18 protein-coding genes are annotated in these 15,502 nt (G+C 41.4%); all 18 read right to left on the bottom strand.

All coding sequences use genetic code 11. The features are described from left to right. Positions 1 to 5: 5 nt before the first annotated feature. The 18 genes from MHI35_RS07880 to MHI35_RS07795 are packed head-to-tail and all read right to left on the bottom strand — an operon-like array spanning position 6 to position 15,485. On the bottom strand, positions 6 to 506 hold the full coding sequence (locus MHI35_RS07880; RefSeq protein ID WP_003212153.1) for a chemotaxis protein CheD: 501 nt from the start codon (positions 504 to 506) through the stop codon (positions 6 to 8). Then, positions 506 to 1,132, bottom strand: coding sequence for a chemotaxis protein CheC (locus tag MHI35_RS07875; protein WP_335349785.1), 627 nt, complete (start codon positions 1,130 to 1,132; stop codon positions 506 to 508). The genes MHI35_RS07880 and MHI35_RS07875 overlap by 1 nt, the downstream gene beginning before the upstream one ends. Positions 1,133 to 1,144: 12 nt before the next feature. Beyond that, positions 1,145 to 1,606: a chemotaxis protein CheW gene (locus MHI35_RS07870; RefSeq protein WP_144521434.1), complete on the bottom strand. Its 462-nt coding sequence runs from the start codon at positions 1,604 to 1,606 to the stop codon at positions 1,145 to 1,147. Between the two features lie 24 nt (positions 1,607 to 1,630). Then, positions 1,631 to 3,661, bottom strand: coding sequence for a chemotaxis protein CheA (locus tag MHI35_RS07865; RefSeq protein WP_211063836.1), 2,031 nt, complete (start codon positions 3,659 to 3,661; stop codon positions 1,631 to 1,633). Between the two features lie 5 nt (positions 3,662 to 3,666). Then, positions 3,667 to 4,740, bottom strand: a complete 1,074-nt coding sequence (locus tag MHI35_RS07860; protein ID WP_211063837.1) for a protein-glutamate methylesterase/protein-glutamine glutaminase — start codon at positions 4,738 to 4,740, stop codon at positions 3,667 to 3,669. Then, complete coding sequence (locus MHI35_RS07855) at positions 4,737 to 5,642, bottom strand: MinD/ParA family protein (protein ID WP_144521428.1); 906 nt, start codon at positions 5,640 to 5,642, stop codon at positions 4,737 to 4,739. The genes MHI35_RS07860 and MHI35_RS07855 overlap by 4 nt, the downstream gene beginning before the upstream one ends. Next, entirely contained in the window at positions 5,639 to 6,754 is a 1,116-nt protein-coding gene (flhF, locus tag MHI35_RS07850; protein WP_144521426.1) for a flagellar biosynthesis protein FlhF, read from the bottom strand. The genes MHI35_RS07855 and flhF overlap by 4 nt, the downstream gene beginning before the upstream one ends. Beyond that, positions 6,754 to 8,787, bottom strand: a complete 2,034-nt coding sequence (flhA, locus tag MHI35_RS07845) for a flagellar biosynthesis protein FlhA (protein ID WP_065097283.1) — start codon at positions 8,785 to 8,787, stop codon at positions 6,754 to 6,756. Before flhA ends, flhF begins: the two co-directional genes overlap by 1 nt. Positions 8,788 to 8,816: 29 nt before the next feature. Further along, a complete protein-coding gene (gene flhB, locus MHI35_RS07840; RefSeq protein ID WP_065097282.1) occupies positions 8,817 to 9,905 on the bottom strand; it encodes a flagellar biosynthesis protein FlhB in 1,089 nt (362 codons plus the stop codon). Continuing rightward, entirely contained in the window at positions 9,902 to 10,681 is a 780-nt protein-coding gene (gene fliR / locus MHI35_RS07835; RefSeq protein WP_144521422.1) for a flagellar biosynthetic protein FliR, read from the bottom strand. The genes flhB and fliR overlap by 4 nt, the downstream gene beginning before the upstream one ends. Positions 10,682 to 10,687: 6 nt before the next feature. Next, complete coding sequence (fliQ, locus tag MHI35_RS07830) at positions 10,688 to 10,957, bottom strand: flagellar biosynthesis protein FliQ (protein WP_144521420.1); 270 nt, start codon at positions 10,955 to 10,957, stop codon at positions 10,688 to 10,690. Between the two features lie 16 nt (positions 10,958 to 10,973). Further along, complete coding sequence (gene fliP, locus MHI35_RS07825; protein ID WP_007499580.1) at positions 10,974 to 11,639, bottom strand: flagellar type III secretion system pore protein FliP; 666 nt, start codon at positions 11,637 to 11,639, stop codon at positions 10,974 to 10,976. Continuing rightward, on the bottom strand, positions 11,632 to 12,291 hold the full coding sequence (fliZ, locus tag MHI35_RS07820) for a flagella biosynthesis regulatory protein FliZ (protein ID WP_144521418.1): 660 nt from the start codon (positions 12,289 to 12,291) through the stop codon (positions 11,632 to 11,634). Before fliZ ends, fliP begins: the two co-directional genes overlap by 8 nt. 18 nt (positions 12,292 to 12,309) lie before the next feature. Then, positions 12,310 to 12,672, bottom strand: a complete 363-nt coding sequence (locus tag MHI35_RS07815; RefSeq protein ID WP_003212360.1) for a response regulator — start codon at positions 12,670 to 12,672, stop codon at positions 12,310 to 12,312. A gap of 27 nt (positions 12,673 to 12,699) precedes the next feature. Beyond that, a complete protein-coding gene (fliY, locus tag MHI35_RS07810; protein ID WP_144521416.1) occupies positions 12,700 to 13,824 on the bottom strand; it encodes a flagellar motor switch phosphatase FliY in 1,125 nt (374 codons plus the stop codon). Beyond that, a complete protein-coding gene (gene fliM, locus MHI35_RS07805) occupies positions 13,814 to 14,812 on the bottom strand; it encodes a flagellar motor switch protein FliM (RefSeq protein ID WP_003212239.1) in 999 nt (332 codons plus the stop codon). The genes fliY and fliM overlap by 11 nt, the downstream gene beginning before the upstream one ends. 32 nt (positions 14,813 to 14,844) lie before the next feature. Then, the gene (fliL, locus tag MHI35_RS07800) at positions 14,845 to 15,273 is read right to left on the bottom strand and encodes a flagellar basal body-associated protein FliL (protein WP_012009964.1); all 429 of its coding nucleotides are present in this window, start codon (positions 15,271 to 15,273) and stop codon (positions 14,845 to 14,847) included. Beyond that, positions 15,270 to 15,485 (bottom strand): flagellar FlbD family protein, encoded by a 216-nt coding sequence (locus MHI35_RS07795; RefSeq protein WP_012009963.1) that lies wholly within the window; start codon positions 15,483 to 15,485, stop codon positions 15,270 to 15,272. Before MHI35_RS07795 ends, fliL begins: the two co-directional genes overlap by 4 nt. Between the last annotated feature and the right edge of the window lie 17 nt (positions 15,486 to 15,502).

Genomic DNA, 15,502 nt, shown 5'->3' with positions numbered 1-15,502 from the left:
CTTAGTTATATCTTCATAATGCCTTGCTTCACAGTGCGGATCTCAAGCTCTGTCGTAAGCGGATCAAATTCAATCGTACGACCATTGTTTCCGCCCGTATCCTCACTAATGATCGGGATGCGATAAAGAGACAGATGTTCTTTAACAGCTGATACATTTCTAGGTCCAATTCTCATCAGATCATTGGTTGACTTAAATTTAAACATTTCTGCGCCACCAGCAAGTTTTGCCTTTAGCGCATGTTTGCGCGCTCCTTCTTTAAGGAGCAGATCAATTGTATGCTTGACACCTGTATCTGCATATTTAGCCAAGTTCTCCACTGCCCCTTTTGCAAGGGATGAGTCTGGAAGCATGACATGGACAAGACCTGCCAGTTTTTTTTCTTGATCAAACAGAACAAGTCCTACACAAGAACCAAGTCCGGATGTCCGAATGCGGTCCGGTGTTTTCACGAGCTGAACATCCGCTATACCAACCTTTACAACTGCCGGAATCTGAACGTTCATTACAGGTTACCTAATGCTTTAAATAGTTTTGCAAACGATTCAAAGTCTGGTAATAGAAACATATTTCCTTTCAGCTCTTGCTTATTTTGATCATCAAAAATCGATGTATCAATCACAATTGCCTGATCACCTAAAGGACTGAATTGCATTAATCCTTCGCTAATGACAGCTCCGAACATATCGAGCGTAACATCTGGAACACTTGGGTGAAGCTGCAATTTTGTTAAATCGGCAAGGGCTGATAAATAAGAGCCTGCTAAAATATTTCCCAGCTCGTGTAGTGCTGACGTCCCCATCACATGCTCGTGAATGGTATCAATATCAAATGCCGGATCTCGTACAAGCTCTCTTACAAATTGCTCTGCTTGCTCAAAGGGCATAATGAAAAAGATTGAGCCGGATAAATCTCCTTCCATTCGCAGGAAAATGCTTGCAACTGGGAGGTCTGCACCGCCAAAGAATTCCATTAACTCTTCAAACGAGAGAACCTTGACAAATGGAACAGCCATATCTATTTTGCGATCCAATAGGCTGGCAAGAGCAGACGCGGCGTGGCCTGCTCCAATATTTCCAACCTCTCTTAATACATCCAGCTGTTCATCTTTTATTTCATTGAAAATGCTCATTTCACATCCTCCTTAATGAACAGGTGCATCTTGAACACTCTTGTCGAGGACAGCACCAGGATGAATGATATTAAATAGACGCTGATCATGCTTAATGATACCTGTCACCCATGATTGCCCTTCTTTTTCAGCTGATTCAGGAGAAGATTCTACTTCTTCTTGATGGACAGTAATAACATCATTCGCTTCATCAACAATCCAGCCGACTTCAATGTCACCAAATTGTACAATAATCATTCTTGTTTCATCTGTAATTTCGTTGTCACTTGATCCAAGCCTCACTCTAAGATCGATGACAGGCGTCACGACACCACGCAAATTAATAACACCGCATATATAAGGGACAACGCCAGGGACTCTTGTCGGCTGCTGCCATTTTTCAATGGACTTTACTTCTGATACTGAAATGGCGTATTCTTTTTTGTTTACGATAAACACAATCATCTTTTCGCCAGTTTGGATATCTGTACTCATTTCAGACCGCTCCTCTATTGTTTTTTACTTGATCAGTGCATTACAGTCAACGATGAGTGCAACTTGACCATCGCCTAGGATTGTTGCGCCTGAGATCGCAAACACGTTAGGCAAGTAATCTCCTAGTGATTTCAATACAACCTCTTGCTGACCAATAAATGAATCGACCACAAATGCTGTCAGCTTATCTCCTTTACGGACAACGATGATGTGCAGTTCTTCCTCTAATTCATTCGCATTTGGTACATTGAATTGTTTCTTCAAGTACACGACCGGTACGATAAATCCGCGGAAATCAATCACTTCACGATCATGCGTTTGAAGGATGTCGCTTTTCTTAATGACAGCCGTTTCAATAATAGAAGAAATCGGAATCGCAAATGTTTCCTCTTCCAGTTTCACAAGAAGGACGGAAATAATCGATAATGTAAGCGGAAGCTGGATCGAGAATAGTGAGCCCTGTCCTTCTGTTGAGTTGATGCTCACAGATCCGCCTAGTGATTCCAGCTTGTTTTTCACAACGTCAAGACCTACACCGCGGCCTGAGATGTCAGAAATCGTATCAGCTGTAGAGAATCCTGCTGCAAGGATCAATGAATCAATTTGATGATCTTCAAGCGTTTCTGCTTCTCTTTCTGTAATAACCCCGCGCTCTAATGCTTTTTCAAGCACTTTCTTACGGTTAATTCCGCCGCCATCATCTTCTACTTCAATGAAGACGTGGTTTCCACTATGATACGCCTTTAATAGAACGGTGCCTTTTTCTGGCTTGCCTTTTTTCACACGTTCTTCTGGCGATTCAATTCCGTGATCTAGACTGTTTCTAAGTAGGTGTAAGAGTGGATCTCCAATCTCGTCGATTACTGTTCGATCAAGCTCTGTCTCAGCACCTTCAATGATCAGTTCAATTTTCTTATTCAGCTCTTTTGTCAATTGACGAATCATACGAGGGAATCGGTTAAATACCGTTTCCACAGGGACCATTCTCATGTTCAGGATGATCGATTGCAGATCTCCAGAAATACGTGTCATTCTTTCAACTGTGTCTGTCAGTTCATTATTTTCTAATTCTTTGGCAATCTGTTCTAAACGGCCTCTGTCAATCACCAGTTCTTCAAATAGATTCATAAGAGAATCAAGACGGTCGATGTTGACACGAATCGTTTTTGTTCCGCCGGCAGCTGCACCGTTATTGCCATTTGCTTTTGGCGCATCGTTTGCTGGTGCTTTCGCAGTAGGAACAGAGACTTCTTCTTTTACCTGTTCAGGTTTGGCTTCTTGTTTTTCAGCTGGAGCCGCTTCTTCAAATGCAGAAACTTCTGAGATTTCAACTTGTTCAACTTCTGAGATCGTCATCACGATTTTCTTCACTTCGTCCATCGGTTGTTTAGACAAATAAGAAATGCTGAATTCAGATTCGAAATCTTCTGATTCTAAAAGTTCTGCATTTGGAACTGTTTTGACGACCTCTCCTGCTTCGTTCAGTCTTTCAAAAATCATATAGACACGAACGGCTTTTAATAAGCATGCGTCACTTAATGTTACATTCAGTTCATAACATTTAAAACCTTGCTCCCTCGCTTCATCAAGCACTGTTCGTTCAAATTCGTTATAGTCTAAGTCGTTAGCAGCAGCCGCTGGTACATCCGCTGTTTCAACACTAGGAGCTGCCTCAGCATGGCTTCCTGTCACATCTAGCTTTTTACTAATCTCTGTGACATCGCGTTTCCCATCTCCGCCTTCTGCAATTGATTGAACCATTGCTTCAAGGTGGTCAAGTGCTTCAAACATCGTGTCCATTGACTCAGGTGTGACAATCATTTGTTCATTTCGAATGGCATCAAACATGTTTTCTAAATGATGTGTTAGCTGAGCCATATCAGCGTAGCCCATCGTAGCACTCATGCCTTTCAATGTGTGAGCCGCTCTGAATATATCATTCACTAGCTGCAAGTCGGTTGGGTTCTTTTCTAAATCAAGAAGTTTTTCATTACAAGTTTGTAAGTGTTCTCTGCTTTCATCTAAAAAGATATCTAAGTATTGGTTTACATCCAACGTGTTCACGCCCTCTCTTTTTTCATGGAGCTTATAATTGCATGTGCGATGTCATCCACATGCCTTGTTTCATGTGCAAGGCCTGCTTTAATGACTGATTTAGGCATTCCGAAAACAACACATGATTCTTCTTTTTCTGCAATGACTTTTGTATGACCGCTTGCGACCATTTTTTTGACACCTTCTGTGCCGTCACTACCCATGCCTGTCATAATGACAGCAATTTTCTCGTAACCTTTTATATGACTGATGGATTCAAATAAATAGTTAACAGAAGGTTTGTGCCGGCTTTCCGTGTCCTCTGGAGATAGCCTGATGACTAAGGATGCCCCTTGTTCATGAAGTGACATATTCATTCCACCAGGCGCTATGTAAGCTACTCCATTTTTAGCGATGTCTCCATCTTGCGCTTCTTTAATCGAAATTTGAGATAAATGGTCTAACCTAGTAGCAAGTGATGCTGTAAATCCTGCCGGCATATGCTGCACAATCAAAATAGGTGCTTCTATGTCCTTGGGCAGCTTCGTGACAACTCGTTGAAGTGCCCTTGGTCCTCCCGTGGATGTTCCGATTGAAATAATCTTTCGGAGTGAGCTGCTTTTTACTGCTTGCGGGTGAGGTGCAACCACTGGAATTGATGGCTTCATCACCGGCTTAGGAGAAAACTGTACTTCAGTGCGTTTCCTTGACAGCCCTGCTGCAAGCACTCGCTCTACAATTTGGCCTCTTACTTTGTGTAAATCGAGCGAAATACTTCCTGATGGCTTTGTCACAAAGTCAAAAGCACCAAGTTCTAAGCAATGGATGGTTAAATCTTTCCCTTGCTTTGTCTGGCTTGACACCATAATCACGGCAAGGTCGTGTTCAGCCAGAATTTGTTTTAATGCTTCTGTTCCATTTAAAACAGGCATTTCCACATCTAATGTGACGACATCTGGATTCAGTTCCTTGATCCGTTTTAAGGCATCTTCCCCATTTCGCGCCGTTCCGACGACTTCTATTTCTTGCTCGGCACTTAGGAAATCACTAATGAGCTTTCGCATAAAGGCCGAGTCATCTACTACAAGTACTCTAATCATGAGTCCACCTTCCTCCTTTTAAAAAAAGAGGACAACTTATCTATAAACGTATGCTGCTCTCTCTGTGCCTCTCTTATCTGCTGTTGATAAAGTGTTTCTGCCAGCATTTTAATCGTTTTACTCAGCCGTGAATGAGGCTGCTTCATATAAAATGGAATTTGTTCAGCCACCGCTTTTGGAACCGCAGGATCATCCGGCACAGCACCAGCAAATACTAGTTTTCTGTGTAGAAATGATGTAACCACTCCTGCTAATTTCCGATAGGTTTCAGACCCTTCTGACGGGGTTTTACAACGGTTGACAATGATTTGCACAGATTGTTCGAACTGATGAATCGCTAAGTGTTTAATGGCGCTGTAGGCATCCATGATTGACGTTGGTTCTGGCGTTGTCACAACCACAACTTCTCCTGCTGATAAAACAAAAGGTAATTGATCTTTTGAAAGGCCAGCCCCCATATCAAAGAAGATACAATCAAAGTCGTGTATCATTCTTTCCATCTCCTCTAGAAAGAACGACCATTGATCTTTATCTAAAGAAAACAGCTGTTCAAGTCCACTTCCGCCAGAAATGTAATAAAGGTTGTTCGTTCCTTGAGTCATAGCTGCTTGGAAGGATTTCTTCCTGACAAGAACATCTAATATAGAGCTAGTTGATGCTTTTCCTAGTAAAATATCAATATTCCCCATACCAAAATCAAGGTCGATGACTAACACTCGCTTCCCTGCATTTGCGATAGACAGTGCCATATTCAGCGTCAAATTCGATTTTCCAACCCCGCCTTTACCGCTCATGACAGCAATGGTTTTTGCCTGTCCGCTTATACCAAGAGGAGCTGGTGTGAACGTTTGATTCTGCTGAACGAGCTTTCTTAAACCTTCTGCTTGGTCGGGCTTCATCATTGTAGGACCATCCTTGTTAATTCAAGAGGAGAGCCCTCAAGAATATCCTCAGGAACATTTTGACCATTTGTTAAAAAGCCAAGTCCAATTTGAGAGTCTGCAATGATTTGATAGATGGTTCCCATCGTGTCTGTTTCATCTACTTTTGTAAAAATGAATTGATCGATTGAAACGTGTTCAAAACGTTTAACCATGGCTTTCATGTCCTGATACTTCGAGGTCGCACTCATCACTAGGAAACTTTGAATGCTTTCATCAAATGGAATGATGTCTGTCAGCTCTTTGATATACGCTTCTTCTTTAAAGTTACGACCCGCTGTATCTACGAAAATATGATCATACTCTTTGAACGTCTCTTGAGCTTTCACAAAATCCTCTCTCGAATAACAAACCTCAAGGGGTGCATTGAGCAGTTCCGCATATGTTTTCAGTTGTTCAATTGCAGCTATTCGGTACGTATCTGTTGTAATAAATGCGATTTTCTTTTGCTTCTGAATGGCCGTTTTGGCAGCGAGCTTTGCAATTGTTGTTGTTTTACCAGCCCCAGTCGAACCAAACAGCACAATGTATTTAGAACGAATCATCGGCTCATCTGAAGTGTGAGCCGGCAGTTTATCTGTCAGCAGTTGTTCAAGTTCTTTTTGAATTTGATCTTCCTTGACAGCACCCTTCGTTAAAAGACCTTTGAGGCATTCGTCTCGAATGGCATCATCAAGACCTTGATCCTTCAGCTTTTGATCGATTGCCATAAGTGGATCAGGCAAAATACCAGCATGCCGCTCATTCCTCGCATATTCTAAAGGTTGAGCTTGAGAAGGGACTGATTTCACTGCCTCAGGAGCAAGAGACGGTCCTTCTGGTCGGTGTTGAACCTGCTCCTTTTTCGGAAATACTGGAAGAGGAGGTGCAGGGGGGCCACCTTTACCCGCTCTTTCTTCAAAATCTTGATCCAGCACTGCAATCACTTCAACCATTTGCTGTTTCTTTAAACCGAATAGCTTTCGTTTCACAACGGTTTTGGAATTTAAAATGACGGCATCCTTCCCAAGCTGCTGCCTAATTTGAATCGTTGCCTCTTGCATTGAATTTGCTATGATTTTTTTCATTTTCATTAGATATCCACCACTCCGATGCTCTGTACTTCCACATTTGCTTCCAGTTCGTTATAAGATAGTACCGGTAAGTCCGGGAAATATCTTTCTAACAGCTGCTTGACGTACATTCTGATAGGAGGTGAGCACAATAGAACCGGCGTTTCCTGACGAAGCGAAAGCTGTTCAATTTCTCTCGCCACTGATTGAATCACACTTTCAGAGGATTCTGGATCTAACGATAAGTAGTTGCCATGCTCTGTCTGCTGTACGCTGTCAGCAATCACCTTTTCCACTCGGCCTGAGCATGTCACGACTTTGAGCGATTCGTTTTCTCTCGCATATTGTGCGGTAATCTGTCTTGCAAGCGCCTGTCTGACATACTCTGTTAACAAATCTGTATCCGTTGTTAATTTTCCGTAGTCTGCAAGCGTCTCAAAAATGGTGACAAGATTTCGAATAGAAACCTTTTCTTTCAGCAGTTTTGCAAGCACTTTTTGAATATCACCAACTGCTAGTGGGTTTGGCGTCACCTCATCCACTAAAACAGGATAACTTTCTTTCAAATGATCGATTAATTGCTTCGTTTCTTGGCGTCCGAGCAGTTCGTGTGTGTTTTGTCTAATTTTCTCTGTGATGTGAGTGGACACAACCGATGCAGGATCTACAACCGTGTAGCCAAGCATCTCAGCCTGATCTTTTTCTGCTTCTGAGATCCATTTAGCCGGGAGACCAAAGGATGGCTCGATTGTTTCAATTCCTTCAATCGGATCATCATCAGGCGTAGGCGACATCGCTAAGTAGTGATCAAGCAACAGCTCACCTTTTGCCACTTCGTTTCCTTTTATTTTAAGCCGATACTCGTTTGGGTTAAGTGCAATATTGTCCCGGATCCGTACAACTGGAATCACAAGACCGAGTTCAAGGGCAAGCTGCCTTCTGATCATCACAATTCGGTCTAACAGGTCCCCACCCTGATTTGCATCGGCTAGCGGAATCAAGCCGTAGCCAAATTCAAATTCAATGGCATCCATTTGCAAAAGGTGAATGACGCTTTCTGGACTTTTCATCTCTTCTACCTCTGCCTGTTCCTCTAGTACCTCTTCGATTTCTTCTTGATCTTGTTTGTTTTTCGACATCAAGTATGCCCCGAGAGCGAGTAAACCTGCGATTGGTCCAGTCAAAAGTACGCCAATTGGAGTAAACAACCCAAGAAGGAAGATCGTGCCTGCTGTAACGTAAAGCATAGCAGGGAATGCAAACAGCTGTTCAGTAATATCTGACCCAAGGTTCCCATTAGAAGCAGCCCTTGTGACGACAATCCCTGTCGCTGTTGAAATGAGAAGTGCTGGAATTTGTGATACAATCCCGTCTCCTACCGTTAATAGTGTAAAGTGGGAAGCTGATTCTTGGATCGACATGCCTTGCTGAAGCATCCCAATAATAATCCCAAAAATAATATTAATAATAACGATGATAATACCTGCGATGGCATCCCCTTTGACAAACTTACTTGCCCCATCCATCGCACCGTAAAAGTCTGCTTCTCTCGCTACTTTTTCACGACGATTTCTTGCTTCACTTTCTGTCAGCATTCCTGCATTTAAATCAGCGTCAATACTCATTTGTTTACCTGGCATCGCATCAAGTGTAAATCTTGCCGCAACCTCTGATACACGCTCAGCTCCTTTAGTAATAACAATAAACTGAATGATGATCAGAATAAGGAAAACAACGAGACCAACGATGATATTTCCTCCAACAACAAATGAACCAAACGTTTCTACAACCTTTCCAGCATCTCCTGTTGAAAGAATAGAACGTGTTGTAGAGATGTTAAGCCCTAAACGAAACAGTGTTAAGAGCAAAAGCAATGATGGAAAAATTGAAAATTCCAGTGGTTCTTGCATGTTCATAGTGGTGAGAAGCACGATAAGCGCAAGAGAAATATTAATAATGATTAAAATACTTAATAGCATTGGCGGAAACGGTATGACCAGCATCGCCACAATTAAAATAACACTGAATATAACAGATAAATCTCTTGCTGACATGCCTGTTCTCTCCTTTTAAAACCAAAAATTCATAAAATCTTTTGTTTCGTTTTATAGACGTAAGCTAAAATTTCTGCGATCGCCTTAAAGTATTCCTCTGGGACCGCTTGGTCGATGTCGACCTGATCATATAGTGCACGAGCGAGCGGCCGGTTTTCTACGGTCATGATATCGTGCTCTTTCGCAATCGTTCTAATTTTCAAAGCCAAAATATCGGTTCCCTTTGCCACAACAAAGGGCGCGTCCATCTTTTCTTCGTCATACTTTAAAGCAATGGCATAGTGGGTTGGGTTTGTAATGATGACGTCCGCTTTTGGGACTTCCTGCATCATCCGTCTCATGGCCATTTCCCGCTGACGCTGTTTAATCTTTGATTTTATGAGCGGGTCACCCTCTGATTTTTTATACTCATCTTTGATGTCTTGTTTGGACATCCGTAAGTTTTTTTCATAATCAAATTTCTGATACATATAATCAAGCCCTGCTAAGATCATGAGAGCACCTGCTGCATACAGACCCATAATCAAGGTCATATTTGCGACGAAATGAAGGGTTTCCTCTGCTGTTAATAAAGGAAGCCTCAGAATCTCGTCAAAGTGCATCCAAAGTGCAATAAATGTCGCAAAACCAATTAAACCAATTTTCAAAATGGATTTTAATAGCTCTACGAGGGCTCGAATACTGTATATCCGTTTAAATCCTTTAATAGGATCTAGCTTTTCTAATTTCGGTTTGATGATTTCTGTTGAAAAGAGAAAGCCAACTTGTAAATAGTTACTGATAACGCCTGCCAGCATACCAACACCAAGGATTGGCATGAGAAGGAGCCCTGTTTCCTGAAGCAATTCCACGAATAGTTGATGAATATTAGATGTGCTAACTTTCATTAGCATGGTTGTTGAATAAAAACGTTCAATGAGCGCAATAATACGCTCTTTCATAAAAGGCCCAATAAAAAAGAATGATAAAAAGATTAATAGAAATGAGATGGCTGTATTGACGTCGGTACTTTTGGCAACCTGACCTTTTTTACGTGAATCTTGTCTCTTTTTCGGCGTTGCTTTTTCTGTTTTTTCACCTGCGAAAAATTGCAAGTCTAGTCTAAGTCTTGTCATCATGACGAACCACCGACCAATGCTAAGAAATTCCTCATGGTAAGCACAATCGTATCAAATGTATTTTGGACAACTCCGAAGATGACGCCCATACAGATGATGATCATAATAAAACTCACAGCCATTTTAATAGGAAGTCCGACAACAAAAACGTTCATCTGCGGTACTGTTCGTGCCACAATGCCCAGTGCCAAATCGACCAAAAACAAGCTGGCAACGACCGGTGCTGAGATTTGAAAGGCAATGATGAACATTTGGTTGAAGCTTTTTGCAATAAAATAAGCAAAGGATTCACTGCCGAAATTCAGTGCATACTGATCAACTGCAATATATTGAAAGCTGTAAAAGATCCCATCAAGCAGCAGGTGGTGTGCATTGGTTGCTAGCATCAATAGCAAAGTGACCGTATAAAAAAACTGCCCCATCAGCGGCGTTTGCGCCCCTGTTTGTGGATCAATCACATTGGCAATCGCAAAGCCCATTTGAAAATCAATAAATGAGCCGGCAATTTGAACAGCGGACACCATGATATATGCAATCAAACCAAGCAGAAGTCCGACCATTGCTTCTTTCACCGCAAGCATCATATAAAGACCGTCTATGTCGAGTGCTGGCGGTTCCTTAATCGTGCTAAAGCTAATCACGGCTAAAAACAGTGAGAATCCGACTCTGTGTACAGCTGGGATCGTTCTATGCGCTAAAAGCGGTACTGTCACAAAAAAAGCGGTGATCCGAATAAAAACCAATAGAAAAGCAGGGAATAATTCTATGATTGACATCGCTCGTTAACCTGTAAATCGATCTAAATTCGAGAACAGCTCAGTCGTAAAGGACAAAATTGTTGACAGCATCCATGGACCAAACACAACAAGTCCAATGAGAACTGCTACAATTTTAGGAATAAACGCAAGCGTCTGTTCTTGAATTTGGGTTGTCGCCTGAAACACACTGACAATCAGTCCCACAATAAGAGCGAGCGCTAGAAGCGGCCCACTGACAAGCAATACCACATACACTGATCTTTCAGCCATCGTAATGACAAATTCTGAACTCATGTTTTAAGCACCTACTCTAAAAGCTTTGCAGCAAAGATTTAACAATCAAATACCATCCATCGACTAAAACAAATAACAATATTTTAAAAGGGAGCGATATCATAACCGGCGGAAGCATCATCATCCCCATTGACATCAGGACACTTGCGACGACCATATCAATAATTAAAAATGGAATAAAGATCATGAAACCAATTTGAAATGCCGTCTTTAATTCTGAAATCGCAAAAGCGGGTACCATCGCTGTTAACGGAATATCTTTTATCGATTCAGGTGTATCCATTTTTGCGTAACTAAGGAATAAAGCCAAATCCTTCTGTCTCGTATGTTTACTCATAAACTCTTTAATGGGCACTTCGGCTTTTTCATATGCCTGATTAAGCGTAATGTCATCATTTAAAAGCGGCGTTAGTGCCTCTTTATTAATCTCTGAGAACGTGGGTGCCATGATAAAAAATGTGAGAAACAAAGCAAGCCCAACAAGCACTTGGTTTGGCGGCATTGAGTTGGTTGCAAGTGACGTTCTAACGAATGAAAGTACAATCACAATTCGTGTAAAACATGTCATTAAAATGAGAATGCCTGGTGCAACCGAAAATACGGTTAAAAGTAAAAGAAGACGGACAGACGTGCTAATATTCCCTGCACCGCTGGAATTAAATAAATCGATAAACTCATTCATTTTGTTTCGGGCCTTTCTTTCTGACTTCTGATTGGGTCTTTTTCAATTCGGCTAGCTGCGCCTTCAAATTGGCTGAAAAAGAAGAAGTGGTTGGCTGATCCTGTTTCTTTATCTGAGATGTGAATTTTTGAACGATTTTTGGTAAATCTGTTTTACTTTCCATCGCTTCTTCGTATTGTTGCACGATCGCTTCACATTCTTGTTCATCATCAATTTCTTTTAGCAGCTGGATCGAGTCCGCTACTCCGACAACTAATACTCGTTTGCCCACTTTGATCAACTGGACTGAACGGTTTTGGCCAACCGTCGTTCCGCCAATATTTTCAACATAGCGAAATGGTTTAAGTAAGCGGTTTTGCTTACCAACAAATCTCACCAATCCATATATAAGCAGGATGACAAAAAGTAAAGCACCAATCATTTTGACAAAATCCATAATGGAGACAGAAGAAGAGGGAACTTCTTCTGCCGGATTCGTTTGATTGTCAGTGGTTGTCTTTTCTGTATCCTTTTTGCTGCTTTTCTCTTCTTTAATCCAGTCATTCACTGTGCCATTTTCAGGATCTTTCGTTTCAGCAAACAGTGAGGCAGGCTGCATCGTCAAGAAAAGCATAAAACTGATCATTGCTATACATATCAAACGTTTTTTCAACAAGTCTTACACCCTTTTTTAGCCTAACGTTTTATTAATTGCTTCAAGTACACGGTCTGCCTGGAACGGCTTTACGATAAAGTCTTTTGCACCTGCTTGGATCGCGTCAATAACCATTGACTGCTGCCCCATTGCAGAACACATGATGATTTTTGCAGAAGCGTCAATTTGTTTAATTTCTTTAAGTGCTGTGATCCCGTCCATTTCTGGCATTGTGATATCCATTGTGACAAGGTCTGGAGACGTTTCTTTGAATTTTTCAACTGCTTGAGCGCCGTTTTCTGCTTCTCCTACTACATCAAATCCGTTTTTTACAAGAATATCCTTTATCATCATTCTCATGAATGCTGCATCATCTACGATTAATACCTTAGTAGCCATTTACTTATTCTCTCCCTGTATGTTTGTTTATTTTAAATTAGAAAGTCTTTCTGACTGACTTAAAATATCAGTCACACGAACACCAAAGTTCTCATCAATGACAACGACTTCCCCTTTGGCGACGATTCGTTTGTTAACTAGAATGTCTACTGGCTCACCAGCAAGTTTGTCCAGTTCAATGATACTTCCTGCTGAAAGCTCAAGGACTTCTTTGACACTTCGCTGAGTTCTTCCAAGTTCCACCGTAATGGAAAGTGGAATATCCATCAGCATATCAAGATTTCCAAGCTGGCTTGTTGTATGCTGAGGCTCACTGAATGCTTCAAATTCAACTGGTGCCACATTTACAGGTGCTGCCGGTTTTGGCTTCGCCTGTCTTTTCGGCGGAGCTGCTTGCTGCGCTGGTGCAGATTGCGTTTGCGGCGCTGCCTGCTGAGGTTCAGGTGTACTCACTTGAGCTTCTTGAACCGGCTCTTCTTCTTGCGCTGGGTCTGTTAATTCTGCAATTAAATCCTTCGCAAATGTAATAGGATAAAGTTGCATAATATTTGAATCAATGAGTTCACCTATTTTTAATCTGAAGGACACTTTGACAAGCATTTCTGCAGCTGGGATGCGGTCTGTTCCTTCTCCTTCTTTCACATCGAGTAACTCGACGCGCGGCGGAGAAATATCAATCTTTTTGTTAAAGACCGTCGACATGGATGTCGCAGCAGAACCCATCATTTGGTTCATCGCTTCTTGCACTGCACTTAAGTGAATCTCGCTTAAAGAAGGATCAGCATTTGTCCCGTCTCCGCCCATCATTAAGTCCGCAATGACTGCTGCATCTGTTTGCTGGACAACAAGCAGGTTGCTTGCGCTGAAGCCTTCTGTATAATTCACTTCAATCGCGACATACGGATGAGGGAATTCCTCATTTAGCATACTTTTTTGAATCACTGTCACAGTTGGAGTGGTAATCTCCACTTTTTGATTTAATAGGGTTGAAAGTGCTGTAGCAGAGCTGCCGAATGAAATATTTCCAATTTCTCCAATGGCATCTTGCTCCATTGCTGAAAGGACTGTATCAGGCTCTATATCGTCATTGCTACCTCCTTTAAGGAGCGCATCGATTTCGTCTTGTGATAATTTACTTCCGTTATTCTCCATCTTCTTCACCTCTTATGTCGTGATCTAGAATTTGAATCGCCTGTTTCCGATTCACGCGGCCGGCCTGTCCCAAGAATTTCGGTTTATTTCCGACCATAACAGTAAGAGGCGCATTTACTGGTTTGTCCAAGGCAATACAATCACCAATTTCCAAATTCAAAAACTCTTCCACCGTCATTTCCGATTCCCCTAGCTCTGCGACTACCGGTATTTTTGCCGTCATAATCCGTTTTTCAATGGCCTTTGTTTCTTGTTGTTTTGGTTCATTTCGTTCAGACTGCATCCAGTAGTGTACAGATAGCTTCGGAATAATAGGTTCTAATACAACATGAGGAATACATAGGTTAATAACCCCGCTTACCTCACCAATTTGTGTATTAAGAGAAATGACGACAACTGTTTCGTTTGGTGACACCATTTGAACAAACTGGGGATTTACCTCGAAATCTGCCATTTCAGGCTCGATGTCGGTTATGGACTGCCACGCTTCTCTGTAATTTTCCAAAGCTCCCTCAAACATGTTTGAGATGATCTTTGTTTCGATTTCTGTAAGTGATTCTGTCTTATTATGACTAATGCCAATCCCACCCATCAGCCTGTCCATCATGGCATAGCCGATTGTTGGGTTTACTTCAAGCATGATTCTTCCTTCAAGCGGGCTGACATAAAATAAGTTTAATAATGTCATATTAGGAATCGAACGAATAAATTCTTCGTATGGTACTTGGTCAACCGAGCTGACAGTAATTTGAATATATGATCTTAGCTGAGCTGAAAAGTGCGTGGTGAGCAGTCTAGCGAAGTTATCGTGAATCCTTGTTAAACTTCGAATCTGGTCTTTCGAGAAGCGAAGTGCACGTTTAAAATCATACACCTTTACTTTTTTCGTCGTTTCTTCTTTTTTCAGCTCTTCTGCATCCATTTCGCCTGTAGATATGGCGGATAATAATGCATCGATCTCATTCTGGGAAAGCACTTCTCCTGACATTTCTTCACCTCCATCGTGTCAATTAATCGCCTCTATTGCAGATTAAAGGAGGTTATATATACTTCTTTCACCTTGCCATCTTGCAAATAGTTATTCACTTTGTTTTTGACTAGTGTTTTAAAATGTTCTCTGCCTTTTTTGCCATCAAGTTCATCTGCATTTGTGTCTGATAAAATGTCAATTACGGCGTCTTTCACTTGAAAACTTCTTTTCTCAAGCTCTTCTTTTGCTTTTTCAGAGTCCGTTTCAATATTCAATACAAGTTTGACCGCATTTCCTTCAGACTTTAAATTGGTGATAATCTCAGGAATTTCAACAGAAGCTTTTACGACTTCATCTGCTGTTGGTTCTTTTTCAGCTTTTGCTTCGTCTGAACCATTCAGCAGAAAAATGATGCCTGCTCCTATTCCGCCGATGGCAATAATCATGATTAGCATTACTACGACTAATTTCTTCTTCATTCAAATTCCTCTATTCCTTGATTCAATGAAATGACTTGGATTTTTCTGTAGAAAGAAATGATTTTTTCTTGAAGCTGATCTTCATTTTCTTTCACAACGAATTTCTTTCCATTGGCTAATGTAATGGTTGTGTCTGGAAAGCTTTCGATTTGCTCGATATGGAGAGCGTTCAGCATAAATCCTTTGCCATTCAATCTTGTCACTTCAATCATATTAAGCAGAGAAGCGA

The organism is Bacillus sp. FSL K6-3459, from assembly GCF_038003305.1.
Classification (GTDB): Bacteria; Bacillota; Bacilli; order Bacillales; family Bacillaceae; genus Bacillus; species Bacillus pumilus_O.
The sequence above is the reverse complement of the archived record's forward strand: the minus strand, read 5'-3'. Positions and strand labels throughout refer to the sequence as shown.